This is a genomic window from Enemella dayhoffiae (assembly GCF_002250625.1).
In the GTDB taxonomy this organism is placed as follows: domain Bacteria; phylum Actinomycetota; class Actinomycetes; order Propionibacteriales; family Propionibacteriaceae; genus Enemella; species Enemella dayhoffiae.
Map to the genome: position 1 here is coordinate 63,323 of NZ_NMVQ01000043.1, position 23,466 is coordinate 86,788.

At 69.3% G+C, this 23,466-nt stretch carries 24 protein-coding genes; 15 read left to right on the plus strand and 9 right to left on the minus strand.

Going from position 1 to position 23,466, the window contains the following annotated elements; translation table 11 throughout:
• Positions 1-83 precede the first annotated feature (83 nt).
• Positions 84-2,846 carry a 5'-nucleotidase C-terminal domain-containing protein gene (locus tag CGZ93_RS14295; RefSeq protein ID WP_094364829.1) on the minus strand — a complete coding sequence of 921 codons (2,763 nt, stop codon included), beginning with the start codon at positions 2,844-2,846 and terminating at the stop codon, positions 84-86.
• Positions 2,847-2,998: 152 nt separating this feature from the next.
• On the opposite strand from CGZ93_RS14295, the gene CGZ93_RS14300 reads away from it, so the two are divergent.
• The 7 genes from CGZ93_RS14300 to CGZ93_RS19030 all read left to right on the plus strand — a co-directional run bounded on the left by CGZ93_RS14300 (position 2,999) and on the right by CGZ93_RS19030 (position 8,554).
• Positions 2,999-3,331 carry an HAD family hydrolase gene (locus CGZ93_RS14300; RefSeq protein ID WP_407643952.1) on the plus strand — a complete coding sequence of 111 codons (333 nt, stop codon included), beginning with the start codon at positions 2,999-3,001 and terminating at the stop codon, positions 3,329-3,331.
• Entirely contained in the window at positions 3,324-3,425 is a 102-nt protein-coding gene (locus CGZ93_RS14305) for a hypothetical protein (protein WP_212753547.1), read from the plus strand. The genes CGZ93_RS14300 and CGZ93_RS14305 overlap by 8 nt, the downstream gene beginning before the upstream one ends.
• Before the next feature lie 88 nt (positions 3,426-3,513).
• Positions 3,514-5,349: an acyl-CoA dehydrogenase gene (locus CGZ93_RS14310; protein ID WP_094364831.1), complete on the plus strand. Its 1,836-nt coding sequence runs from the start codon at positions 3,514-3,516 to the stop codon at positions 5,347-5,349.
• An 80-nt stretch (positions 5,350-5,429) separates the two neighbouring features.
• Positions 5,430-5,978 (plus strand): TetR/AcrR family transcriptional regulator, encoded by a 549-nt coding sequence (locus tag CGZ93_RS14315; RefSeq protein WP_141211228.1) that lies wholly within the window; start codon positions 5,430-5,432, stop codon positions 5,976-5,978.
• A gap of 97 nt (positions 5,979-6,075) precedes the next feature.
• Complete coding sequence (locus CGZ93_RS14320; RefSeq protein ID WP_094364833.1) at positions 6,076-6,666, plus strand: TetR/AcrR family transcriptional regulator; 591 nt, start codon at positions 6,076-6,078, stop codon at positions 6,664-6,666.
• Positions 6,667-6,779: 113 nt separating this feature from the next.
• Positions 6,780-7,874, plus strand: coding sequence for an SH3 domain-containing protein (locus tag CGZ93_RS14325; RefSeq protein WP_094364834.1), 1,095 nt, complete (start codon positions 6,780-6,782; stop codon positions 7,872-7,874).
• A gap of 539 nt (positions 7,875-8,413) precedes the next feature.
• Positions 8,414-8,554 carry a hypothetical protein gene (locus tag CGZ93_RS19030; RefSeq protein ID WP_176451781.1) on the plus strand — a complete coding sequence of 47 codons (141 nt, stop codon included), beginning with the start codon at positions 8,414-8,416 and terminating at the stop codon, positions 8,552-8,554.
• 4 nt (positions 8,555-8,558) lie between these two features.
• On the opposite strand, the gene CGZ93_RS14330 is transcribed toward CGZ93_RS19030, so the two are convergent.
• Complete coding sequence (locus tag CGZ93_RS14330) at positions 8,559-10,124, minus strand: deoxyguanosinetriphosphate triphosphohydrolase family protein (protein WP_094364835.1); 1,566 nt, start codon at positions 10,122-10,124, stop codon at positions 8,559-8,561.
• Positions 10,125-10,157: 33 nt separating this feature from the next.
• Complete coding sequence (locus tag CGZ93_RS14335) at positions 10,158-10,487, minus strand: plasmid stabilization protein (protein ID WP_094364836.1); 330 nt, start codon at positions 10,485-10,487, stop codon at positions 10,158-10,160.
• Between the two features lie 99 nt (positions 10,488-10,586).
• Between CGZ93_RS14335 and pgi the strand changes: the two genes are divergently transcribed.
• From pgi to CGZ93_RS14360, 6 genes are all read left to right on the plus strand, one after another.
• Complete coding sequence (pgi, locus tag CGZ93_RS14340) at positions 10,587-12,263, plus strand: glucose-6-phosphate isomerase (RefSeq protein ID WP_094364837.1); 1,677 nt, start codon at positions 10,587-10,589, stop codon at positions 12,261-12,263.
• Positions 12,264-12,297: 34 nt separating this feature from the next.
• The gene (locus CGZ93_RS14345; protein ID WP_094364838.1) at positions 12,298-12,960 is read left to right on the plus strand and encodes a SanA/YdcF family protein; all 663 of its coding nucleotides are present in this window, start codon (positions 12,298-12,300) and stop codon (positions 12,958-12,960) included.
• 117 nt (positions 12,961-13,077) lie between these two features.
• Complete coding sequence (locus CGZ93_RS14350) at positions 13,078-14,160, plus strand: GMC family oxidoreductase N-terminal domain-containing protein (RefSeq protein ID WP_212753548.1); 1,083 nt, start codon at positions 13,078-13,080, stop codon at positions 14,158-14,160.
• Positions 14,070-14,486 carry a GMC oxidoreductase gene (locus tag CGZ93_RS19580; protein WP_212753549.1) on the plus strand — a complete coding sequence of 139 codons (417 nt, stop codon included), beginning with the start codon at positions 14,070-14,072 and terminating at the stop codon, positions 14,484-14,486. The genes CGZ93_RS14350 and CGZ93_RS19580 overlap by 91 nt, the downstream gene beginning before the upstream one ends.
• Positions 14,487-14,493: 7 nt before the next feature.
• Positions 14,494-14,907, plus strand: a complete 414-nt coding sequence (locus CGZ93_RS14355) for a hypothetical protein (protein ID WP_141211229.1) — start codon at positions 14,494-14,496, stop codon at positions 14,905-14,907.
• Positions 14,904-16,445, plus strand: a complete 1,542-nt coding sequence (locus CGZ93_RS14360) for an aldehyde dehydrogenase family protein (RefSeq protein ID WP_094364840.1) — start codon at positions 14,904-14,906, stop codon at positions 16,443-16,445. Before CGZ93_RS14355 ends, CGZ93_RS14360 begins: the two co-directional genes overlap by 4 nt.
• Positions 16,446-16,449: 4 nt before the next feature.
• Here CGZ93_RS14360 and CGZ93_RS19585 read toward each other — a convergent pair whose 3' ends face one another.
• Positions 16,450-16,851 (minus strand): SDR family NAD(P)-dependent oxidoreductase, encoded by a 402-nt coding sequence (locus CGZ93_RS19585; protein WP_212753550.1) that lies wholly within the window; start codon positions 16,849-16,851, stop codon positions 16,450-16,452.
• Between the two features lie 15 nt (positions 16,852-16,866).
• Here CGZ93_RS19585 and CGZ93_RS19040 point away from each other — a divergent pair, with 15 nt between their 5' ends.
• The gene (locus CGZ93_RS19040) at positions 16,867-17,109 is read left to right on the plus strand and encodes a hypothetical protein (RefSeq protein WP_171197132.1); all 243 of its coding nucleotides are present in this window, start codon (positions 16,867-16,869) and stop codon (positions 17,107-17,109) included.
• Between the two features lie 12 nt (positions 17,110-17,121).
• Here the strand turns inward: CGZ93_RS19040 and CGZ93_RS14370 are convergent, their stop codons facing one another.
• From CGZ93_RS14370 to CGZ93_RS14385, 5 genes are all read right to left on the minus strand, one after another.
• Positions 17,122-19,041: a glycogen debranching N-terminal domain-containing protein gene (locus tag CGZ93_RS14370; RefSeq protein ID WP_094364842.1), complete on the minus strand. Its 1,920-nt coding sequence runs from the start codon at positions 19,039-19,041 to the stop codon at positions 17,122-17,124.
• Between the two features lie 94 nt (positions 19,042-19,135).
• A complete protein-coding gene (locus CGZ93_RS14375) occupies positions 19,136-19,822 on the minus strand; it encodes a CNNM domain-containing protein (RefSeq protein WP_212753551.1) in 687 nt (228 codons plus the stop codon).
• Positions 19,759-20,169: a CNNM domain-containing protein gene (locus CGZ93_RS19590; protein WP_212753552.1), complete on the minus strand. Its 411-nt coding sequence runs from the start codon at positions 20,167-20,169 to the stop codon at positions 19,759-19,761. Before CGZ93_RS19590 ends, CGZ93_RS14375 begins: the two co-directional genes overlap by 64 nt.
• A complete protein-coding gene (locus CGZ93_RS14380) occupies positions 20,162-21,574 on the minus strand; it encodes a hemolysin family protein (protein WP_094364843.1) in 1,413 nt (470 codons plus the stop codon). Before CGZ93_RS14380 ends, CGZ93_RS19590 begins: the two co-directional genes overlap by 8 nt.
• A gap of 89 nt (positions 21,575-21,663) precedes the next feature.
• A complete protein-coding gene (locus CGZ93_RS14385) occupies positions 21,664-22,491 on the minus strand; it encodes an aldo/keto reductase (RefSeq protein ID WP_094364844.1) in 828 nt (275 codons plus the stop codon).
• Between the two features lie 251 nt (positions 22,492-22,742).
• Here CGZ93_RS14385 and CGZ93_RS14390 point away from each other — a divergent pair, with 251 nt between their 5' ends.
• On the plus strand, positions 22,743-23,450 hold the full coding sequence (locus tag CGZ93_RS14390; RefSeq protein ID WP_141211230.1) for a hypothetical protein: 708 nt from the start codon (positions 22,743-22,745) through the stop codon (positions 23,448-23,450).
• The last annotated feature ends 16 nt before the right edge of the window (positions 23,451-23,466 follow it).

Here is a 23,466-nt window from a genome sequence, read left to right on the forward strand (position 1 = left end):
ACCCGAAAAACCAGTCCCGGGGAAAACGAGGCGGCGCCCCTCCCGGTGTGAGGGACGCCGCCAGCGCGTCGTAGCGGGACCGATCAGCCGGACATCCCGGTGCGGTTGTTCCAGACGATCACGCCGCCCTGATAGGACTGGCGGCACTCGAAGTCGCCGCCCACCGGGCTGCACTGCTCATCCCACACCGGGTAACCGAAGCGGCCGGCCTCCCAGCCGTTGCGGGCCCAGTGGTCGCGGATCAGGCCCCAGCTCGGGTGTGCCCCGCTGGCCGGGGACCAGTAGATCGAGCCCCCCTGGAAGAACTGGGCGCAGCCGCCGTCGCGGAGCCCGCAGAACTCGTTGCCGATCGGATAGCCGAGCTGGCCGGTCTCCCAGCCCTTCTCGGCATACTTGTAGACGATGGCACCCCAGACCGGGTGCGCCCCGGTCGCCGGGGACCACAGGATGACCCCACCCTGGAAGCCCTGCACGCAGCCCTTGTCCTTCAGGCCGCAGTTCTCGTCCGAGGTCGGGTAGCCGAGCGTGCCGCGCTCCCAGCCCTGGGCGGCGTACGCCTTGTAGATCTCGCCCCAGACCGGGTGGGCCCCGGTGGCCGGGGACCAGTAGATCAGCCCGCCCTGGAAGGACTGGAAGCAGCCGCCGTCCTTGAGGCCGCAGTTCTCGTCGGAGGTCGGATAGCCGAGCTGGCCGTTCTCCCAACCGAGTTGCGCCCACTTCTCGCGGATCGCGCCCTTGATGATCTGCGGGTTCGTGCTGGCCGAGTCATAGACCGAGCCGCGCTCGAAGTGCTGCCCGCAGCCGCCGTCGCGCAACCCGCAGAACTGGGTGCTGACCGGCTGGCCCAGCGGACCGGCCACGGTGATCGGGACATAGGAGGTGGTGCCGCTCGGCTTCGCCTCGATCTTCAGGACCGCCGGGCCGGCCGGAACGTCGGCGGGCAGGTTCACCGTCAGCGTGGACTGGCCGTTGGCGACCGGCGCCCGGCCGACCCCCTTGCCGTTGACCGTGGCGATCACCTCGGTGTTCGGCGGCGGAGTGCTGCCGGAGGCGGTCATGTCCAGGGTGTCGGGGGCCAGGGCGCTCGGCTTGCCGAGGGTGAACGTGACCGGCTTGCCGGCCTCCATGCCGCCCGCCTTCGGGGTCATCGACACGGCCTGCCGGGCAAAGTCGGGGCTCAGCGTCTTCTTCGCCTTCACCCAGTCGACGAACGCCTCCAGGTCGACCCGGCCGGTGTCCCTGGTGTTGGTGCCCTTGGTCAGCTCGCTGAAATTGTCCCCGCCGCTGATCAGGAACGAGCCGGAACCGACGGTGTACTTGGTGCTCGGGTTGACCGGCTTGCCGTTCAGCGCGATCGAGGTGATCCGCGACCCGGCGGCGGCCGCCGGGTCGTAGGTGTAGGTGAGGTTGGGGGACACGCCCAGCTGAAGGTACTTGTCGCCGGGCTGCCACTGCTGCTCCAGCACCGCCTTGAGCTGGGCGCCGGTGATCTCGGTGGTCATCAGCGAGTTGGCGAAGGGGAGCACCCCGGCCGCCTCCTCGTAGGTGATGTCGCCGGCGTCGAGGTCGGCGCGGGTGCCACCGGGGTTCTGCAGGCCGATGAAGTCTGCGTTCCCGCCGGAGAGCTGGTCGCGGAACATCTGCGCCACCGTGTCGGTGAGCGCCGACTCGCGGGTCCGCTCACCGGCCTGGGCGCGGGTGATCGGGGCGGTCGCGCTGCCGACCACCTGGGCGCCGACCACCTTGGCGTCGGCCAGCGCCTTGTCCAGGATCGGCTTGATCGCCGCGGCCCGCGGGTACGCCGCCACCGCGGCGCTGGAGGCCATCGTCGAGGGCACGTTGGCCGCGGTGTAGCAGGTGACCTGCTTGCTGGTCGGGTCGAAGCCGAGCTCCACCTTGCCGATGTGCGAGGCGTACGAACCGGACTGGATCACCGGGCGGGTGGCGCCGGTCATGCCGGGCACCGGCGCCTGGTAGGCATAGTTCATGTGGCTGTGCGCGTTCAGGATCGCGTTCACCCGGGAGTCGGTCCTGTTCACGATCTTGTCGAACGCCGGGTTGCCGGCCGGGGCGACCTTCGGGTCGGTGCTCGAGCCGGAAGCCCCCTCGTGGTAGGCCGCGATCACGATGTCGGCCTCGCCGTTGGTGGGGTCGCCGTCCTTCAGCTTGGCCACCTCGGCGTTCACCGCGTCGACCGGGTCGGTCACCTTGTAGCCGGCCAGCCCGGTCGGCGAGACCAGCGACGGCAGGTCGCCGGTCACCGCGCCGACCACGGCCACCTTGAGCCCGGCCTTGTCATAGATCCTGTACGCCTCGGCGATCGGCTTGCCGGTGCTCTCGTTGATCACGTTCGCGCTCTGGTAGGGGAAGGTGGCCCCGGGCACGACCCGCTCGACGAAGTCCTTCGCCCCCTGGTCGAACTCGTGGTTGCCGGTGGAGTGCCCGTCGATCGCGGCCGCGTTCAGGATGTCGATGGTGGGGTTGTCCTGCTGGGAGGCCGAGGCGAACAGCGAGCCGCCGATCGAGTCACCGTTCGCGTACACCAGCGCCCTGGAGTCACCGCCGGCATCGGCGCGCAACTTTTCCAGGTCGCCGAAGAAGCCGACGGTGTCCGGCCGGGACGTGGCGAGCCGGCCGTGGAAGTCGTTGATGTTGAGCACCGTCAGCTTGTCCGGGCCGCAGGTCGTGCCGGCCGGGGCCGGGGTGGCGCGGACCTGCGCGGGCGTACGGGTTCCTGATGGTGCGGTGGGGGTCGGCGCGGCGTACGCGGTCGCGACCGGCCCGGCGATGAGGCCGAGGGCGCAAACCGTGGTTGCGGCACCCCGGATCCAGCCAGCTTTCTGCATGACTCTCCTGACGACGTGTGGGCACGAGGCGGGCACGCGGACGTGCCCCGACCCACCCAAGCGGGCGCGCGGGGGCGTTGCAACCGATGTCGCCGATTGTTGGCCGGTTGTTTCCCTGCGGGCGTTCGCGACGGGATGTCTAGGCTCATCCCGTGACCGCGCCCAACCCGACCGGGCCGAACCCCATCCGTCTGGTCGCCACCGACCTCGACGGCACCCTGCTGCGCAGCGACCTGAGAATCGGGCCGCGGACGGTGCGGGCGATCGGTCGCTGCCGGGAGCTCGGCATCCCGGTGGTACCGGTGACCGCCCGGCAGCCGGGGCCGATGCTGCAGGTGACCGGGGCGGCCGGTTTCGAGGAGTGGGCGATCTGCGCCAACGGCGCCTTCGCCGAGCACCTCGGCACCGGCGAGGTGGCGTACGCCCGAACTCTGGCCCCGGTGGGCCATGCTGCGCTGGGCCGGGCACGGGGTCGCGATGGGTGACGCCGACCCGCAGGCGCGGGCAGCGGCGGATGAGGTGCTCTCCGCCGGAAACGACGACGAAGCCGTCGCGGAGTGGCTGCTCAATCGCCTCTGACGACTCACCCCTTGATTTTATTACTGACGAGTAGTTCAATGGGTTACCTGCCAGTAATGCTGACCCGTTCCGATGAGGTAACCACGTCATGACGCACTTCAAGTCCAACCTGCGCGACATCACCTTCGACCTGTTCGAGGTCCTGGATCGGGACTCGGTGCTCGGCACCGGGCCGGCCGAGGACATGGACCGTGAGACCGCCGAGGCCGTGCTCACCGAGATGGAGCACCTCTGCGCCACCCGCCTCGCCGAGCCGTACGCCGAGGGCGACCGGAACCCGCCGATCTATGACCCGCAGACCCGCAGCGTGACGATGCCGGAGTCGACCAAGTCGGCGTTCAAGCAGTACATGGACTCCGACTGGTGGCGCCTCGAGCTGCCCGAGGAACTCGGCGGCCAGGACACGCCACCGTCGCTGCGCTGGGCCGCGATGGAGCAGATCCTCGGCGCCAACCCGGCGCTCTACATGTATTCCGCGGGCCCCAAGTTTGCCCAGGTGGTGCACGTCAACGGCACCGAGCGGGACAAGAAGATCGCCCAGCACATGGTCAACCGTCAGTGGGGCGCCACGATGATCCTGACCGAGCCGGACGCCGGCTCCGACGTGGGCGCCGGGCGTACCAGGGCCACCCTGCAGGCCGACGGAACCTGGCACATCGAGGGCGTCAAGCGGTTCATCACCTCGGGTGATCAGGACATGACCGAGAACATCATGCACCTGGTGCTGGCCCGGCCGAGCGGCGTCGAGGGCGTCGGCGGCCCGGGCACCAAGGGCCTGTCGCTGTTCCTGGTGCCGAAGTACATGTTCGATCTGGAGACCGGTGAGGTGTTCACCGACCAGCGCAACGGCGTGTACGCCACCAACGTCGAGAAGAAGATGGGGCTCAAGGTCTCCGCCACCTGCGAGATGACCTTCGGCGACGGTCAGCCGGCCGTGGGTTGGCTGCTCGGAGAGGTGCACGAGGGCATCGTCCAGATGTTCCAGGTGATCGAGCACGCCCGGATGATGGTCGGCACCAAGGCGATGGCGACGCTGTCCACCGGCTATCTGAATGCGCTCGAGTACGCCAAGCAGCGCGTCCAGGGTGCCGACATGCTCACCCCGGCCAAGGACGCCCCGCGCGTCACCATCACCCACCACCCGGACGTACGCCGCTCGCTGCTCACCCAGAAGTCGACCGCCGAGGCGCTGCGGCTGCTGGTGCTGTTCACCGCCACGTTCCAGGACCGGGTGTGGATCGCCGAGTCCGAGGGCCGCCGCGACGAGGAGGCCGAGGGGGTCAACGACCTGCTGCTGCCGATCGTCAAGGGCTACTGCTCCGAGCGGGCCTGGACCACCCTGGGCACCGAGTCGCTGCAGACCTTCGGCGGCTCCGGATTCCTGCAGGAGTATCCGATCGAGCAGTACGTCCGCGACGCCAAGATCGACACCCTCTATGAGGGCACCACCGCGATCCAGGGCCAGGACCTGTTCTTCCGCAAGATCATCAAGGACCAGGGCCGCGCCATCGGCGTGCTCTCCAAGCAGATCGAGGAATTCCTGACCGGGGCCGGTCCGCTGACCCGGGAGCGGGAACTACTCGGTCGCGCCGCCCAGGACGTGGCGCAGATGATCGGCACCCTCACCCAGCTGATGATGGGCGCCGGGGAGCAGCCGAAGGACGTGTACCGGGTCGGGCTGAACACCAGCCGGGTGCTGATGGCGCTGGGCGATCTGGTGTGCGCCTGGCTGCTGGTCCGCGCGGGCGAGGTCGCCTCGCAGCGGCTCGAGGGGGCCAGCGGGGACGAGCGGGACTTCCTTGCCGGCAAGGTTGCCTCGGCCCAGTGGTTCTGCAGCACCCGACTCCCGCAATTGACTGCTGAGCGGAAAATGCTGGAATCGACCACCCTCGACGCGATGGAGCTTCCGGAGAGCGCGTTCTGAGAGAAGTGTCACCGGATCGGGGTCGTGGGGAACGGCCATTCAGGGCCCTTCCTCACCACCATCCGACTATGGTTTGAAGCGTGTCCGAAACCTCCGCTTCCCCCGGCGATCGTCGCGCCGAAATCGTCCGCGCAGCGATGCGCGCCTTCGCGCGGGGCGGATATGGGGGGACGACGCTGGCCGACATCGCGGCCGAGGCGGGTGTGACCCAGCCGCGGATCAGCCAGATCTTCGGCAACAAGGAGAACGCCTTCATCGAGGCGCATCAGATGGCCGCTGGCCGGTTGGTGGGCGTGCTCAACGAGAACGCGTCGCCGCCGTTCTCGGCCGAGGTGCTCGGGGCCGGCTACTACGAGCTGGCCCGTCAGGAGAGCGAGGCCCTGCTGATCGTCTTCCAGGGTTTCGCCTCGGCCTACGTCCCGGCCATCGGCGACGAGGCCCGACGGACGCTGGCCGAGGTGCTCGACATCATCGTCAACCGGGCCGGCGGGACGTACGCCGACGCCGCCGATTTCCTCGGAACCGGGTTCACCATCCACCACGTGATGGCGGTCAACCTGCCTGACCACGCCCGGGACTCGGAACACTTCTCCAACCTGCTGCGGGCTCTCCGGCCGGCACCGGTCTGAGTCGCTTGGGCCGCGCCGGAGGGTGAGACGGGCCTTCGGGGGCCGAGAGTCCACTATTGTTCGCGCAACAACCTGAGCCCACCATAAGGACCAGCCGATGCGCATACCCCCGGCCCGGCGCCAGCAGCTGTTGCTGGAGGCGGCATTCAGAGTCATGTCCCGGGACGGGGTGGCCGCCGCGACCACCCGCGCGGTCTGTGCCGAGGCGGGGATGCCGCTGGCCAGTTTCCACTACGTGTTCGAGTCTCAGAAGGCGTTGATGGCGGCACTGATCACCTCGGTGGTCACCCGCGAATCGGAGCACGTGCACGATTTCGAGGTCACCGACGATCACGCCGCCGACATCGAGGCACTGCTGCTGAGCACGTTCGACTTCGTGCGCGCGCACCCGGGTGAGGAGCTGGCACTGCTGGAGCTCGGCCACTATGCGGCGCGTACGCGCGGGCTGGAGGACCTGGTCGGCTCGCGGCATGAGGTGTCGCTCGGCGTCGTGGGTGGGGTGCTGGACAAGCTGGAGGCCAAGCACGGGCCGCTGCACACCGACCGTGAACTGCTGGCGCAGATGGTGATCACCGTGGTCGAGGGCAACACGGTGACCTGGCTCGGCACCCGCGACGACGAGGCCTGCCTGGCCTCGATGAAGCGGTTCGCCGTCTATCTGGCGGACTTGGCGTACCCCGTTTCCTGAGAATCTGGGGCCATTTCTGAGGAAAACGGGTCGAAAATTTCGGTTTCGTGCCGGGCTGTGTTTAGATTCAGGCCGAACAGTCACGAAATGATCTCGACCCGAAGGCCAGCAACTTGTCTGACTCCCCGAAGCCCCAGTCCACCTCCGAGGACCTCTCGGCGACCGAGGACCGGGTCGAGCACCTGCCGCAGCGGGCCTTCGCCGACGAGCCGGACGCCGGTGGCGTGGCCGCCTTCCGGACCCGGGTACGCCGCTTCGCACTTCCGGGCGTACTGACCCTGTCGGTGCTTGCGGGGCTCGCCCTGGCCGGAGCCACCGAACCCCGTCCGGACACGAGCATCGCGGCGGCGCCGGCCGCAGCGACCGCCGCGACTGAGGAGCCCCGGGGTGGCGACCAGGTCAGCCGCGACCAGGAGCGGCCCGCGATCGACACCCCGACCGCCGAGCCCACCCCCGAGCCGGAGCCCCCGGCCGGTCAGCCCGGACCGCCCAGCCAGGCCCCGCTGATGAAGATGGCCGAGCCCGCGCCCACCACCAGCGCCCCCTCGGCGGCTGGCACCCGCTATGCCACCGAGACGGTCAACGTGCGCGCCCAGGCGAGCGCGGACAGCGACAAGATCGGCTCGGTCAGCCAGGACGACTCGGTCTCGATCACCGGGAAGACAACTGCCGGCTTCAGCCAGATCCTCGTTGATGGCAAGGCGGGCTGGGTCTCCAGCCAATACCTGTCGAGCAGCAAACCCAGCAGCCCCGCACCCAGCCCGACCGCATCCAAGCCGGCCGCGGCGCCGCGCTCCGCGTCGGGTTCAAGCTCGTCCGGGTCGGCCGGCTCATCGGACTCCTCGGCCAACGTGTCCAGCTCGGGCAACTGCGCCCCGCTGTCCGGCCTGCAGGGCTCGACCGAGAAGCTGCACCAGGTGCTGTGCGGCAATTTCCCCGGTGTCAGCAGCTATGGCGGCGTCCGCAGCGACGGTGACTATCACCACCCGAGCGGGCTCGCGCTGGACTGCATGACCTCCAACAGCAGCCTCGGCTGGGCGATCGCCAACTTCGCCCGCGCCAACGCCAGCAGCTTCGGCATCACCCAGGTGATCTATCAGCAGAAGATCTGGACCACCCAGCGCTCCTCCGAGGGCTGGCGCGCGATGAGCGACCGCGGCTCGGCCACCGCCAACCACATGGATCACGTGCACATCGCGATTCGCTGATCCAGCGAACCACCCAGCAGGGGCGCCCCGATCCGGGGCGCCCCTGCTGTGTTCTCGGGGTGCCCGCGTGGCGATCCAGCGAACCGTGGGGCCATTGGTCGAACCCTGCAGGGGGCGCTGGGTGGCAGGTGGGTTCGCTGGATGGGATTACGGGTGCCCGCGTGGCGATCCAGCGAACCGTGGGGCCATTGGTCGAACCCTGCTGGGGGCGCTGGGTGGCAGGTGGGTTCGCTGGATGGGATTACGGGTGCCCGATGGCGATCCAGCGAACCGTGGGGCCATTGGTCGAACCCTGCAGGGGGCGCTGGGTGGCAGGTGGGTTCGCTGGATGGCACCAGCCAACCAGCCCAGCCAGCCCACCCAATCGCCCCAGCCAACCAGCCCAGCCCAGCCCAGGGTGAACAAGGTCATATCACGGAGCGCATATGCGATTGGATTCCGCGAATATCGCGGTGTACACTGAAATATGTGTTGGGGATGGCCCAACAGTCACTTAATTTGCCTGACCATCACGTCAGGATGATCCAGGAAAGCGTGTCATGTCCTTCGCTCAGAACCTCCGTCAGCGTCGCGCCGCCAACCGCACCCAGCGTGCCGTCCAGCGAGCCATCAGCCATGCGGCCACCCCGGCCATGCGCGACGAGCTGATCATCGTCGCGCAGCGTCAGCGCTTGTTCTGAGCCGTCACACCCCGCTCGCCCAGAGCAACCCCGAGGAGGGGCCGAGCCGTCCGGCGTACGCCAACGCCTGCGCGTCGCTCAAGCCGGCCACGAAGTCGATGATGGCGCGGCCACGTGCCATCCGGGCGACCTCACCCCGATCGGTACGTCCGCGTAGCCACTCGGGGTTCTCCTCGCGGACCCGCTGATAGCCGCGCTCGGCCAGGGTGACCAGGTCGAGCAGCCGCCGCGGTGCGCGCAGGGCGTCGAACCGATCGGCCAGCCAGGCGTCGAAGGTCTCCACCAGATCGGTCAGCACCATCGACTGGCCCCGTTGCAACATCGCCAGATCCGGCCGGTGCAGCACGAAATACTGGTGCACGAACTTCAGCACCTGGATCTGGTGCCACTCGAGTTGTTGCACGGTGACCACCGGCATCCGCGCCCCGCTCGGATCGGCGTTCATCTGGATCGCGGTGGTGAAGTGGTCGATCCAGTCACCGACGAACCCGGAGATCGAGCGGTCGGCTGCCCGTGACCCGTCATAGGGGAGTACCAGCACCCCGTCGACGAACTCGGCGCCGACGATCCGCACCGCTTCGGTGAACGCGGAGTCGTCGAACACCCAGTCGTCCTTGTCCCGGGCGCCGCGCCGCAACCGCTCCAGCCCTGCTCCGGGCGTACGCCACATCGAATCCAGCTCCGCATCGGGTACGCCCGCCCAGCGGCCCTGATCGCCCAGCCAACTGCGGAACTCCCCGGAGATGGGGGAGAACTGCAGCACCCCGGAGCGGTGAAAGTCCTCCAGGTCGTGCAGCGAATAGGCGATGTCGTCGGCCAGGTCCATCACCGAGCACTCGAGCGTCTGCCGACCGCTCGGCAGCTCGAACCCGCCCAGCACCTCGGCCATCTCGGCCAGCTCGGGCACGTAGGCGTTGAACTTGGCCGCTCCCGAACCGTGGGCCCCCGGGTTGGCACCGCGGGGCCGGTCCGGCCACTGGCCCGGGTGCGGGTCGGGCAGGTCGAACCGCCCCCACGGATACTTCAGCACCGCCGCCCTGGTGGCCGCGGTCAGGTTGAGCCCGTCCTGCTCCCCGTGCACCTCCAGCTGGGTGAGGATTCGAAACGTCTGCGCGTTCCCCTCGAACCCGTCCTCCAGCCCGAACCGCTCGCGGGCCACGCGGTCCAGCGTGCGCTCGCCGAGGTGCCCGAACGGCGGATGCCCCAGGTCGTGCGCGACCGCCCCCGACTGCGCGACCACGTGATCCAGCCCGCCCCAGCGCTCGATGTCGGCGGGGTCGGCGATCTGGCGCAGCCCGACGGCCAGCGCGCGGGCGAGCGCGGTCACCTTGATCGAGTGGGTGAGCCGGTTGTGCACCACCCCGTCGGTGGCGTCGGCGGTGACCACCTGGGTCACCTCGGCCAACCGGGCGAAGGCGGGCGCGAACCGCAGCCGCTCCAGGTCGACCCGGAACTCCGACTCCGCCCCCGCGGTCAGCGGCTGCCACGGCTCGCTCTCCGGGTGCCGGCGCGCCAGGCGTACCTCCGCCAACTCCTCAAGATCGCGGCCGCGGCCGGTCTGCTCCGCCATGGGGCCCAAGCGTAGCCCCGTGCCGGCGACGCGTCAGCGGTCGAGGGCGCGCTCCAGCTCGGCCTTCGACATCGCGGAGCGGCCCTTGATCCCGCGTCGCTTCGCCTCGGCGTACAACTGATCGCGGGTACGCCCACCCTCACCCGAGTGGGAACGCAGGCCCCCGCGCCGGCTGGAGGAGATGTCCTCGGTGGAGCTGCGGCTGGCCTGCTCCGACTCACCGGCGCGGGCGCGCTCCTTGTTCACCGTCCGGGCCGCGATCTCCTCGGCCTCGTCGGTGTCGTGACCGCGGTCGGTCAGCCCCTCCTTGATGTGCTCGTACTGCCGTTCCCGCTTCTCGCTCCAGGACTGCTGGGGTGCCATGGTGCCCTCCTCGGTGCCGTCCTTCGACGGTACGCCTGCCGGTCGCCCGTTCCGGCGACCGCCCTGCCGTCCGGCGTACGCCGGTCCTAGAGTTGGGCCATGACCACCGCACCCGTCGACCCCACCAGCACCGGGCCCTGGCGTACGCTCACCCAGCTCGCCGAGAATTTCCGCCCCGACCTGCGCGCCTGGTTCGCCAGCGACCCCGACCGGACCCGCGCTCTCACCTTCGAGGCGGTCGACCTGCACATCGACCTGTCCAAGAACCTGATCACCCCGCCGGTGGCGCAGTCATTGATCGGGCTGGCCCGCGCGGTCGGTCTGCAGCAGCGGATCGAGGCGATGTTCACCGGTGAGCACATCAACGTCACCGAGGACCGCGCCGTGCTGCACACCGCGCTGCGCCTGCCCCGGGACGCCGAGCTCGAGGTGGACGGGCAGGACGTCGTCGCCGACGTGCACACCGAGCTGGACAAGATGTACGCCTTCGCCGACCGGGTGCGCAGCGGCGAGTGGACCGGGGTCACCGGAAAGCCCGTGCAGACCGTGATCAACATCGGCATCGGTGGTTCTGATCTTGGTCCGGTGATGGTCTACGAGGCGCTCAAGCCCTACGGCAAGCTCGGTCTGGAGTGCCGGTTCATCTCCAACATCGACCCCACCGACCTGGCCGAGAAGACGTTCGGACTCGACCCGGAGACCACCCTGTTCATCGTCGCCTCCAAGACGTTCACCACCTTGGAGACGTTGACCAACGCCCGGCTGGCCAAGGCCTGGCTCCTTGATCAATTGCGCGAGCGCGGTGTGGTCGGCGAGGGTGAGGAGGCGGCCCGGGGCGCGGTGGCGCAGCACTTCGTCGCCGTGTCGACCGCGCTGGACAAGGTGTCGGAGTTCGGCATCGACACCGACAACACGTTCGGCTTCTGGGACTGGGTGGGTGGCCGCTATTCGGTGGACTCGGTGATCGGCACCTCGATCGCGATCTTCATCGGCCCGGAGCGGTTCGCCGAGCTGCTCGGCGGCTTCCACGCCATGGACGACCATTTCCGCACCACCCCGCTGGAGCGCAACGTGCCGGCCCTGCTCGGGCTGCTCAACGTGTGGTACGGCAACTTCCTCGGTGCGCGCACCCACGCGGTGCTGCCCTATTCGCAATACCTGCACCGGTTCCCGGCGTATCTGCAGCAGTTGACCATGGAATCCAACGGCAAGTCGGTGCGCTGGGACGGCAGCCCGGTGACGACGGCGACCGGCGAGGTGTTCTGGGGTGAACCCGGCACCAACGGCCAGCACGCGTTCTATCAGCTGATCCACCAGGGCACCGAGCTGATCCCGACCGACTTCATCGCCTTCGCCAACCCCACCCACGCCCTGCGCGACGGTGAGTCGGACGTGCACGCGCTGTTCCTGGCGAACTTCTTCGCCCAGACCAAGGCGCTGGCGTTCGGCAAGACCGCCGACGAGGTGCGCGAGGAGGGGACGCCGGAGGCGATCGTCCCGGCGCGGGTGTTCCCGGGCAACCGGCCGTCGACCTCGATCATGGCGCCGGCACTCACCCCCGCGGTGCTGGGCCAGCTGATCGCGCTCTATGAGCACCTCACCTTCACCCAGGGCGTCGTCTGGGGGATCGACTCGTTCGACCAGTGGGGGGTCGAGCTCGGCAAACAGCTGGCCAAGCAGGTCGCCCCGGCCGTCGACGGAGACCGGGACGCGCTGGCCGAGCAGGACCAGTCCACCAGGTCGTTGATCGAGTACTACCTGGCTCATCGCGCCTGACGTCGCTCTTGGCCGATCCGCCTATTCTGGTGCCATGCCGCCCGCCCGCCTGCTCAAGCGCGCGGCGTTCACCGTTGCCGCGGTCGGCCTGGCGGGGGCGCTGGCGGTGCTCGGGACGGCCGGTTTCGTCCGATCGCTGTCGGCCCCGCACATCTACGGTGCCGACAAGGTTCCGGCAACCCCGGTGGCGCTGGTCCTGGGGGCCGAGATCTATCCCGACGGCACCCCCTCGCCCTATCTGAAGGGTCGCCTCGATCTGGCCAAGCGGCTGTACCAGACCGGAAAGGTGAAGGCCATCCTGGTCTCGGGCGACAACGGTGAGTTGCACTACAACGAACCGGACGGGATGCGGAATTACCTGATCCGCAACGGCGTTCCGGCCAACCGGGTGGTCGCGGACTATGCCGGGTTCGACACCTACGACTCGTGCGTACGCGCCCGCCAGATCTTCGGGGTGTCCCGGCTCACCGTGGTGACGCAGGGCTATCACCTGCCGCGGGCCGTGGCGACGTGTCGGCTGGTCGGGGTCGAGGCCGAGGGGGTCGGCGACTATTCCGGTCGACTGCAGGGCCCGACCTGGCGCTACGGCCAACTGCGGGAGCTGGGGGCGAACTTCAAGATGACGTGGGATGTCGGGACCAGGCGTACGCCGGTCCTGGGCCAGCAGGAGACCAGCGTCCAGGAGGCGCTGCGGTAACTCCCGGGGACGGTGCGAATACGGCCGGCAGTTCCGCGAGAATCCCACTTTGGTCACTTGACCTAACTCACTCGGGCGCGCCATCCTGCTCCTCAGTAGACCGCGCGGGAGCCCCCAATGACCCATCACGACGTGATCGTCGTCGGCGCCGGTACCTCCGGACTCAATCTGGCGCGCGATCTGGCGGTGGGCGGGCTCGACGTGCTGGCCCTCGAGGCCGGCGCGCGCCACTCCCGCGCCAGCTATCCGCGCGATGAGCTGATGGGGTCGGTGTCGCTGTTCTGGGGTGGCGGTGTCGAGCTGACCGCCGACGCCGCCCTCGGCCTGCTACGACCCAAGGTGGTCGGCGGCGGCTCGGTGGTGAACCAGGCGCTGATGGACCGCTTCGACGACGACGCGCTGGACTCCTTCCGCGCGGCGAGCGGGGCGGAGCTGCACACGACTGCGGCACTGGCGCCCTACTATGACCGGGCAGGGGCCAACCTGCAGCTCGACACCGTGCCCGAGGCGTACCGCAACCGCAACGCCGAGATCTTCGCCGGCGGGTTCGCCGCCAACGGTTATGCGTACGCCCCGCTGCGCCGGGCCCAGTCGGACTGCCACCTGGAGCAGGGCAACTCCTGCATCCGCTGCCTGTTCGGGTGCCCGATCGACTCCAAGCAGTCGACGGCGGTCACCGCGCTCCCGGTCGCCGAGGCGCATGGCGCCACCGTGCAGCCGCGGGTCAAGGTGACCCGAGTGGTGGAGCTTCCCGACCGGGTGCGGGTGCGCGGACTGGTCGGTGAACCCGGTCGGCCGCCGACCGAACAGACCTGGACCGCGGAACGGCTGGTGCTCGCGGCCGGGGCGATCGGCAACACCAGGCTGCTGCTCGCCAGCGGTTTCGCCCAGCAGTTGCCGGCGCTCGGGCACAACTTCTTCACCCATCCGCAGTACATGAACTTCGGCGTCTTCGACGATCCGGTACGCGCCCACGACGGTCCGCTGCAGAACTACAAGTCGGCCGACCCCGGCTTTCGACGGCAGGGGTTCAAACTGGAGAACGTGTTCGCCGGACCCGCCTCGTCGCCCTGCTGCTGCCCGGCTTCGGCGCGACCCATCTGGCTCGGATGCGCCGCTATGACCACCTGGCCTGCATCGAGGTGTGCGTACGCGACACCAACCCCGGGCGGATCTCGCTGGACCGCCGGGGACGGCTGATCGTCGAGAAGACGCTCAACGCCGAGGACCGGCGACGGCGGACCGCAGGGTTCGACGCGATCCGCAACATCTTCAACGCGATGGGTGCCCGCGAACAGATCAACGGGGACGCCGGGATCGGGCTGCACCTGATGGGCGGCTGCGCGATCGGGACCGACCAGGACTCCTCGGTCGTCTCCCCGGACTTCATGCTGCACGGCAGCCGGCGGATCCATGCGGCCGATTCGAGCATCTTCCCGAACGCGCCCGGCATCAACCCGGCGCTGACCATCGCCGCCCAGTCCCTGGCCGCGGCGGACGCGATCCTCGCCACGGCCGGAAAGTGAGGTGCCGATGAGCCTGCGACTCACCCCCGCCCAACGTCGCGGCCTGGCCCGGGTCGGGGACGTGATGATCCCCGGGGACGACGCGCTGCCGTCGTTCTCCGCGGCCGGCATACTCGATCGGATGGACGACGTGCTGCCCCACCTCTACGCCGAGGACCGGGCCGCTCTGTTGACCCTGCTGGACGTGTTCGCCAGGCTGCCCCGCCCGGGCGTGCGCGCGATCGTCGCCGCCGCCTCCCGCTGGGCCAGTGCACCCGAGCCGCTGGCGGCAGGGTTGCGGATGGTCAACTTCGCCCTCAAGGGCGTGGTGCACGCCCTCTATTGGTCCGACCTGTCGCAACAGGGAATCCACGCAGCGATAGGGTACGACGCCCGGATTGACGAGACAGCACACGGATTCAGCGAAGGGGAGAACCGATGACCGCAGGGCTCACTGTCGACGGAACGATCGCCCGGGCACGCGTCGCCCAGGTGGCCGTGGGGTGGTTGAGCCCCGAGGAGCGGCTGGCCCACCTGAGCCGGCTGCGCCGCACGATCCAGGACCGGAGCGAGGAGATCGTGGACCGGGTGCAGGCCGAGACCGGCAAGACCCGTTCCGACATCCTGATGTCGGAGGTGTTCGGCGTCCTCGACGCGATCCTCTGGCTGGAAGGGAATGCGGCCGCCATCCTGGCCGATGAGAAGGTGTCGACCCCGCTCACCCTGATGGGCAAGAAGTCACGTATCTGGTATGCCCCGCGTGGGGTGGCGCTGATCATCTCCCCGTGGAACTACCCGTTCTTCCAGGCGGTGGTGCCGATCGTGAACGCGTTCGTCGCCGGGAACGCCGTAGTCTACAAGCCGAGCGAGCACACGCCGCTGCCCGGGTTGCTGGAATCCCTGCTGGAGCAGGCGGGAATCGCACCGGCCTGGGTGCAGGTGGTCCAGGGTGACGGCGAGGTCGCCGAGCGGTTGATCACCCAGCGGCCCGATCAGGTGATGTTCACCGGTTCCGCTCGCACCGGCCGGGCCATCCTGCGCCAGGCCGCCGAGCTGCTGATCCCGGTCGAGCTGGAGCTGGGCGGCAAGGACCCGATGATCGTCTTCGACGACGTCAACCTGGACCGCACCGTGGCCGGTGCCGCTTTCGGTGGACTCACCGCCAACGGGCAGTCGTGCACCTCGGTGGAACGGCTCTTCGTGCAGCGCGGCGTCTGTGAGGATTTCGTACGCCGGTTGGTGAAACTGGTCGAGGGACTGCAGCAGGTCGCCGATCCCGCCACCGATCGGGCCGGTGACGCCGACCTCGGTGTGATGACCACCGACTTCCAGGTGGCAACGGTGGCCCGCCACGTCCTCGACGCCGAGCAGCAGGGTGCCCGCCGGCTCACCGGCACCGACTGGGACGCCGCCGCGGCCGTCGAGGGGCGCCCCGGTCTGCCGGACCGGCCCTACCGGTTCGTGCCGCCAATGGTGTTCGTCGACGTCCCGGAGGATTCCCTGCTGGCCAGCGAGGAGACCTTCGGCCCGGTGCTGCCGGTCTTCACGTTCGACACCGAGCAAGAGGTTGTCGGCCGCGCCAAGGACACCCCCTACGGGCTCACCGCCAGCGTCTGGAGCCACGATCTCGACCGGGCCGAGCGGGTGGCCCGACAGCTGCGCTGTGGCGGGGTGTCCATCAACAACGTGATGGCCACCGAGGCCACTCCCGCGCTCCCCTTCGGCGGGGTCGGCGAGTCCGGGATGGGACGCTACAAGGGAGCCGCCGGACTGCGCACCTTCTGCGACGCCCAGTCGGTGATCATCGACTCCGACGGAAAGAAGCTCGAGCCCAACTGGTTTCCCTACACCGGTGCGAAATACCAGCTCTTCCGGCAGATGATGACCGCCTGGCTGGACAGGGGTCCGACGCGGCTGGCCAAGTTCGCCCGCACCGGCAGCAGGCTCGAGGCGTACGCCCAGAAGCCTCGCGGCAAGTAGCTGCTCATTCGGCATACCGGGTGTCGATCGACCGGTCCGCCCAGCGTTCGAGGTCCGCCAGTTGGCCGGTGAGCTTGCCGCGGATGCGCGCGACCGACTCCGGGCCCAGGGGTAGCCGCAGCGGAGAGGTCGGATCGGCCACCGCCTCCAGGATTGCCCGGGCGGCCCGGGCCGGGTCGTTGGGCTGTTTTCCGCGCTGGTTGCCAAAGTTGCGACGCAGCTCTCCAGCCGGGGAATTCTGGTACGCCTCCAGCGGTTCGGCCCGCCCGATCGAGCGGCCAGCGAAATCGGTCCGGATCGGACCCGGCTCAACCAGCGTCACCCGTACGCCGAACCCGGCCACCTCTCCGGCGAGCGCCTCGGACATCCCTTCCAGGGCAAATTTCGTCGTCGAATAGAGGATCAAACAAGAGGAGGCGTTGTGGACTCGGTGGAACGCGATCTCTCCGCCTGGATGGCGGGGATGGAGCCGGCCGATGCCGGAGTCGAGGCGGCGCGGCAGCGGTGGCGGAAGGCAACGGCCACCCGCACCCGGATCGAGCAGCAACTGTTTTCGTCGGGGACCCCCGCGCAGCTGGATCGGCTGAATCCGTTGCTGGCAAGGCTGCTCGCCGGTTTCGAGGAAGAGTTCGGAGTCGCCCCGCGGCACGATCGGGCCGGTTAGCCGACCAGGTGGTCAACGCAGCGCGCGTGCGGCGATCAGGGCGGCCGCGGCCGACCACGCCTGCGGGTGGCAGGCGGCCGGATAGGGGATCAGCTGCTCGTCCCCGGACCACAGCTCGGGCAGTCGGCCACCGAGGGTGTCCGCCACGGCGAGCAGGCCCTCGGCCAATTTTCGCGCCTCTTCAGTGAATCCGCCCACCAACAGGCCGCGGATCACGATCGCCGTGTCGTGTGGCCAGACGCTGCCGCAGTGATACGACAGCGGTGAATACCCGTGATCGCTGGTCGCCATCGTGCGCAGCCCCAGACCCGAGTCCAGGTCGGGACGGACCAGGCGGGCTGCGACCAGCCGCTCCTCCTCGGCGGACAGGATCCCGGTCCCGAGCAGGTGGCCGATGTTCGAGGTGACCGAGTCGACCGGACGCTTCTGCGCGTCCAGGGCGAGGGCCGGGAATCGGTCACCGTCCCGCTCGCACCAGAACCGCTGCCGGAATCGGTTGGCCAACCCCGCCGCCCACTCCCGGAGCCGCCCCGCCTCGACGGCGTCCTCCCGCGATCCCAGTGTCGCAAGGAGATCCGCCCCGTGCACGGCCGCCTCGTGGGCGTACCCCTGCACCTCGACCAGCGCGATCGGACCCTCGGCCTGCCGCCCGTCGTGGAAGCGGACCGAGTCGGCCGAGTCCTTCCAGCCCTGGTTGGCCAGCCCGTGCCCGGTGGCGTCCAGATATTCGGCGAATCCGTCGCCGTCGCTGTCCGCGGCGCCGGTGACCCACGCCAGGGCCGCCCGCAGCTGCGGCAGCAGCGCGGCCACCTGATCCTCAGGCATTCCGGCCCGCCAGGCGTCGTGCAGCAGGCACACCCACAGCGCCGTGGCGTCGATGGTGCCGAAATAGAGCGGCGGCAGGGTCAGTTCGGCCATCACATAGGTGCCGCGACGCAGCTCGTGCATGATCTTGCCGGGTTGTTCGGCGGCCGCCGCGTCCTCGCGGACCCCCTGCCGCGCCGCGAGCGTACGCAGCGTCGAAGCCGCCGGTCGCCAGTCCGCCTCCAGCAGGAATCTGGCCGTCCACAGTGAATCCCGGCCGAACAGCGTCAGGTACCACGGTGCCCCGGCCGCGAAGAAGGCGTCCTCCGGCCGATCGGCGGTGGCCATCCGCATCCCGTCCAGGTCGTGCAGGGAGCGGGTCAGCCACGGCTCGAGGCGACGCCGGTACGCCGGGTCGGCCTGCGCGGTCAACGTCTGGCTCCACTCGGCCACGGGCAGCCCGGCTCCGCGCGGGGCGACGACCGCGCCGCCGCTGTCGCTCATCCGCAATCGCCACCGCAGTACGATTTCCTGGCCTCTCGGCAACGATTGCGCCCAACGCAGCCGCAGCAACGATCCCTCGGCGCTCAGCCCGGCCCCGGGTGCCTCGATCCTACAGCGCACCTCCCCACCGAACTCGACCGTGTCCCCCGAAACCGCATCCGAGAAGGAGAGCGGCTCGTTCGGCGTACCCGATTTGATCTGGCCGGGATCGCTGCCGTCGCTCTCCAGCACCACCTCGAGCACCACCTCGTCACGATCCTGGTCGTCCAGCCCGCGCAGGGTCAGGGTCTCGGTGAGCTCACCGGGGCGTACGCCTCGTCGCCGCTGCAGGCGCAGCGCCGGGTCCTTGGCTCCCTGCACCGCCGAGACGAAGACCGCGTCAGGGCCGTCGAAGTGCCGGGCCAGCGGCATCGGCGTCTCCCCGTCGAGCAGCAGCTCGTTGCGGCTCAAGGTGCGCACGTCGGCGTGCAGCACTCCCTCGGCCCGCCCCGGCACCATGTCGCCGCAGGCGTCGGACATGGCCACGGTCGGGGCGGCGACCGTGGTCACCAGGTCGTGCAGGGCGGCTGCGGCGCGGGCGCTCCGGGTGGTGCGAGTGGGGTGCGGGGCCGACTGGCTGATCACGTCATCTCCTGGCGGATCGGGTGGGCGAACCCTGCCCTGGTCCGTCCCATCGGCCACAAGCTACCAGCCGGTCAGTCAACGGTTCGGCACGGGCTCACGCCGGGCGGTCGTCGTCGGAGACGGTGCCGATCATCGTCTCCATCACGTCTTCCAGCATCACCCAGCCGACCAACTCCTCGTCGGGCCCGGTGACCATGGCCAGGTGCGCACCGCTGCTCTGCATCGGGCGCAGCGCCTCCAGCAGGGTCGCTCCCTGGTTCACGTGCACCAGGTCGCGAATCTCCTGGCTCGGGATGGGGGCGTGGCGGTCGAGCGCCGGATCGAGCAGGTCCTTCAGGTGGACATAACCGATCCAGCGTTCGCCGTCACGCACCGGGAACCGGGAGTGTCCGTGCTCGGCGCAGGCCTGTTCGGCCTCGGCCACGGTGGTGCCCGCGGCCAGGGCGACGATCCGGTCGGTACCGATCATCACCTCCTCGACGTGACCGCGGTTCATGGTCAACGCGCCCGACATCAGCTGGTGCTCGTTGTCCTCCAACGTCCCCTCGTCGTGCGACTCCTCCAGATAGTCGGGCACGTCCTCCTCGCTGACGGTGGACTGCACCTCATCGGTCGGCTGCACCTTCATCAACCGGAGCACCACGTTCGACATCTCGTTCAGCAGCCACAGGACCGGGCGCAGGATGAACGCGATCGCATACATCGGCGGGCCGAGGATCAGCGCGGTGCGCTCCGGGCCGGCGATGGCGATGTTCTTCGGCACCATCTCGCCGAGCACCATGTGCAGAAGACGACGATCGTCATCGCCACTGCGAACGAGATCACGTGCAACAGCGCCTCCGGCACGTGCAGCAGGTGGAACAGCGGCTCCAGCAGGTGCGCCACCGCCGGTTCGCCGAGGGCGCCCAGACCGAGCGAGCACATGGTGATCCCCAGCTGCGCGCCGGCCATCATCAACGACACCTTGTCCATCGCGCGGACGGTCCAGCGGGCGCCGGTGCTGCCGTTGGCCGCGGCGTCCTCGATTCCGGTACGCCGGGCCGCGACCAGCGAGAATTCGGCTCCCACGAAGAAGGCGTTGCCGAGCAGCAGCAGCACGGTCAGGGCGATCGCGAGTCCGTCACTCATCGTCGGCCTCCTTGCGCTCGCCGGCCTCGTCGTTCTCGGACTCCTCGGTTTCCTCGTCCTCGTCGATCAGCTCGACCAGGACGGCGGCCACCCGGTGCCCCTCCAGGTGGTCGGCGCTGAGGCGTACCCGCACCCGCGGAGCGATTCCGTCCTCGTCGGGATGACCCAGGTCGCGGCCGTCCACGACCACCGAATCGCCCTGCTCGGGGAACCGTTCCAGGCGTTCGGTGAGCAGCCCGCCCAGGGTCTCGCTGACGCGGCCCTGCGGCAGCTCCAACCCGACCAGGCGGGGCAGCTCGTCGTCGGGTCGCACCAGTCCGGAGAACTTCCAGCGCCCCTCGCCCAACTCCTCGCAGCGCTCCTCGGGCTGGTCCTGCTCGTCGGTGATCTCGCCGACCAGCTCCTCCATCAGGTCCTCCAGGGTGATGATCCCGTCGGTACCGCCGTATTCGTCGATCACCACCGCCATCTGCAGACCCCCGCGCAGTTCGCCCAGCACGTTGTCCAGCGGCATCGAGGCAGGAACCATCGGGATCGGCTGCATGATCTCGCTGACCCGGACCTGGTCGCGCCTTTCCACCGGCACCTGCAGCACGTCGCTGAAGTGCGCGGCGCCGACCAGATGGTCCGCGTCCTCACCGGTGATCGGGAAGCGGGAGTGCCCGGTGCGCCGGGAGTACTCCAGCAGTCGGCTGACCGGGACCGTCGCGTCCAGGAAGTGCGCCCGGGCGCGGGGGGTCATCGCGTCGGCGGCGAACCGCTGGCCCAACTCCGCGGACTGGCGCATGTGCTCGGCCAGTTCGGGTTGCAGGGTTCCCTCCCGGGCGGACCGGTACGCCAGGGCGCTCAACTCGCGTGGTGAGTGGCCCGAGGCCATCTCCTCGGCCGGGGTGATGCCGAACATGCGCACCACCACGTTGGCGGTGCCGTTGAAGAACGCCAGCAGCGGCCGGGTGACCTTGCAGAAGATCCGGTGCGGGGTGGCCACCCAGCGGGCCAGCCGCAGCGGTTCGGCCAGCGCCCAGTTCTTCGGCACCAGCTCGCCGAACACCATCTGGGTGACGGTGGCGAGCACGAACGCGGCGCTCAGCGACACCGCGAGCGCCGCCTGTTCGGGCAGCCCCGCCGCGTCCAGCAGCGGTTGGAGGATGGTGGCGATCGACGGTTCGGCGATGAACCCCACGATCAGGCTGGTCACCGTGATCCCCAGCTGACAGCCGGAGAGCTGGGTGGACAGCGTCCGCAGCGCCTCCTGCACCGACTCGGCGCGGGAGTCTCCCTCGGAGACGGCCCTGCGGACCGCTGGGCGTTCCACGGTGACGAGGGCGAACTCGGCCATCACGAAGAAGCCATTCATGGCGATCAGGATGATGACGAGCGCCAGGAGCAACCAGGCCGTGGCCAAGGGAAACCTCCCGGGTTCGACGGGTCGATCAGAGCTGGGTCTGCCAGTTCTGGGGTGTCGCCAAACCCAGCGTCAAACGATCGGCCTGGTCAGGCGCCCACGTCGAACGTGTCCGGGTCGGGGCCGATCCGGTTGCCGGCGTCCAGTCCGGAGATCCGCGCCAGGGCGGCCTCGTCGAGTTCGAAGTCGAGCACGTCGAAGTTCTCCTCGATCCGGCTGGGCGTGATCGACTTGGGGAACACGACCAGGCCGCGCTGCAGGTGCCAGCGCAGGATGACCTGGGCCGGCGTGCGGCCCAGCTCGCGGGCCAGTTCGACCACCGCATCCGACTCGAGATCCTTCGCCTGACCCAGGGGCGACCACGCCTCGGTCACGATCCCGTGCTCGGCGTTGAAGTCGACCAGCTCGGACTGGGTGAACGTCGGGTGCACCTCGATCTGGTTCACCGCGGGCACCACGCTGCCCTGGTCGAGGATCTCGGTCAGGTGGCTGCGCTGGTGGTTCGACACCCCGATGCTGCGGGTCAGCCCCTCGGCGCGCACCTGCTCCAGCTGCTGCCACGCCTGCACGTGCTGGTTCTGGCCGGCCACGGGCCAGTGCGTCAGATAGAGATCCACCTGGTCGACCCCCAACCGCTCCAGGCTCTCGCTCAGCGCGGCCCGGACGTCACCGTGGCGGTCGTTCCACAGCTTGGTGGTGATGAACAGCTCCTCGCGGGGCACCCCGGACTCCCGGATGGCCGCGCCCACCCCCTCCTCGTTGCCATAGACCGCGGCGGTGTCGATGTGGCGATAGCCGACCTCCAGCGCCTTGCGGACCGCCGGCTGGATGTCCTCGGTGGACACCTGCCAGACGCCGAAACCGAGCTGGGGGATGGTGTGGCCGTCGTTCAGGGTGATGCTGGGGACGTTCGACAAGATTCCTCCGTCGGGCCGATTTTCCGCTTCTGTGATGCCAGCAACACCGCGGGGCGACTTTATTCCGAGCGCTTCCCCCCGGATCGACCACTCGAGGATTTCGCGCAACGAGAGTTCGCGGCTCGGCGCGCCGGGGTCCTTCACGAGCGGTCGATCCGGAGGGTTCTCCACAAGGCACCCGTGGGCCCGAGTTGTCCACAACCGCGCTCCGGCGACCGAACGATCCGCGGATCGCTCGCCACGTTCCCTGCATGAGAGAACACGTGAAACAGTTGTTGGCCGAGAACCACGGCGTGATCCGGGTCAGCCAGGCGGGGGAGTTGCAGAACTCGGTGCGGTGGCTGGCCCGGGTCGGCGAGCTGCGGGCGGTGCTGCCCGGGGTGCTGGCCCCGCCCACCGCCGCCGATGACCACCTCACCCGAGCTCGGGCGCTGAGCGCCGCCTGCCCCGACGCGGTGCTGACCGGGCGATCCGCGGCGACGCTGCTGGGGTGGGGTGGCGAGGAACCGGGGCGAGTGACGGCCGCGATCCCCCACAAGCTGAAGAGTCACCGGGGATTCGCGCTCACCCGCCGCCGGATCGACCCCGAGTGGATCAGGACGCTCGACGGCATCCGGGTCACCAACCAGTTCCTGACCACGGTCGACCTGATCCCCGAGCAGGGCGGTCAGGTGATCGACGACCTGCTGCGCCGCCACCCGAAACGCGGTGAGTGGGCGCTCGACCGGCTCTGGCAGGCCCATCGGGCGAACCCGCGTCGGCCCGGCAACGTCAGGCGTTGCGAGTTGCTCACCGACTCGGCGGACCGGCCCTGGTCCGAGGCCGAACGCGCGGCCCACCAGCTGCTTCGCCAGGCGGGAATCACCGGGTGGCGGATCCCCGGGTTCACCTGGCTCGGACTGACCGAACGGCCGGAGCAGTTCATCGACGACGTGCTCACGCTGACCGTGACGAGGTGACGCTCGAGATGCCCTC

Excerpts from the sequence above, each read along its gene's own strand:
- CGZ93_RS19580 (WP_212753549.1), top strand. The coding sequence starts at position 14,070 with ATGCGCCGCTATGACCACCTGGCCTGCATCGAGGTGTGCGTACGCGAC.
- CGZ93_RS14320 (WP_094364833.1), top strand. The coding sequence starts at position 6,076 with ATGCGCATACCCCCGGCCCGGCGCCAGCAGCTGTTGCTGGAGGCGGCA.
- CGZ93_RS14345 (WP_094364838.1), top strand. The coding sequence starts at position 12,298 with ATGCCGCCCGCCCGCCTGCTCAAGCGCGCGGCGTTCACCGTTGCCGCG.
- CGZ93_RS14335 (WP_094364836.1), bottom strand. The coding sequence starts at position 10,487 with ATGGCACCCCAGCAGTCCTGGAGCGAGAAGCGGGAACGGCAGTACGAG.
- CGZ93_RS14375 (WP_212753551.1), bottom strand. The coding sequence starts at position 19,822 with ATGGTGCTCGGCGAGATGGTGCCGAAGAACATCGCCATCGCCGGCCCG.
- CGZ93_RS14305 (WP_212753547.1), top strand. The coding sequence starts at position 3,324 with ATGGGTGACGCCGACCCGCAGGCGCGGGCAGCGGCGGATGAGGTGCTC.
- pgi (WP_094364837.1), top strand. The coding sequence starts at position 10,587 with ATGACCACCGCACCCGTCGACCCCACCAGCACCGGGCCCTGGCGTACG.
- CGZ93_RS14330 (WP_094364835.1), bottom strand. The coding sequence starts at position 10,124 with ATGGCGGAGCAGACCGGCCGCGGCCGCGATCTTGAGGAGTTGGCGGAG.
- CGZ93_RS14360 (WP_094364840.1), top strand. The coding sequence starts at position 14,904 with ATGACCGCAGGGCTCACTGTCGACGGAACGATCGCCCGGGCACGCGTC.
- CGZ93_RS19030 (WP_176451781.1), top strand. The coding sequence starts at position 8,414 with ATGTCCTTCGCTCAGAACCTCCGTCAGCGTCGCGCCGCCAACCGCACC.
- CGZ93_RS19590 (WP_212753552.1), bottom strand. The coding sequence starts at position 20,169 with ATGAGTGACGGACTCGCGATCGCCCTGACCGTGCTGCTGCTGCTCGGC.
- CGZ93_RS14355 (WP_141211229.1), top strand. The coding sequence starts at position 14,494 with ATGAGCCTGCGACTCACCCCCGCCCAACGTCGCGGCCTGGCCCGGGTC.
- CGZ93_RS14310 (WP_094364831.1), top strand. The coding sequence starts at position 3,514 with ATGACGCACTTCAAGTCCAACCTGCGCGACATCACCTTCGACCTGTTC.
- CGZ93_RS14390 (WP_141211230.1), top strand. The coding sequence starts at position 22,743 with ATGAGAGAACACGTGAAACAGTTGTTGGCCGAGAACCACGGCGTGATC.
- CGZ93_RS14295 (WP_094364829.1), bottom strand. The coding sequence starts at position 2,846 with ATGCAGAAAGCTGGCTGGATCCGGGGTGCCGCAACCACGGTTTGCGCC.
- CGZ93_RS14350 (WP_212753548.1), top strand. The coding sequence starts at position 13,078 with ATGACCCATCACGACGTGATCGTCGTCGGCGCCGGTACCTCCGGACTC.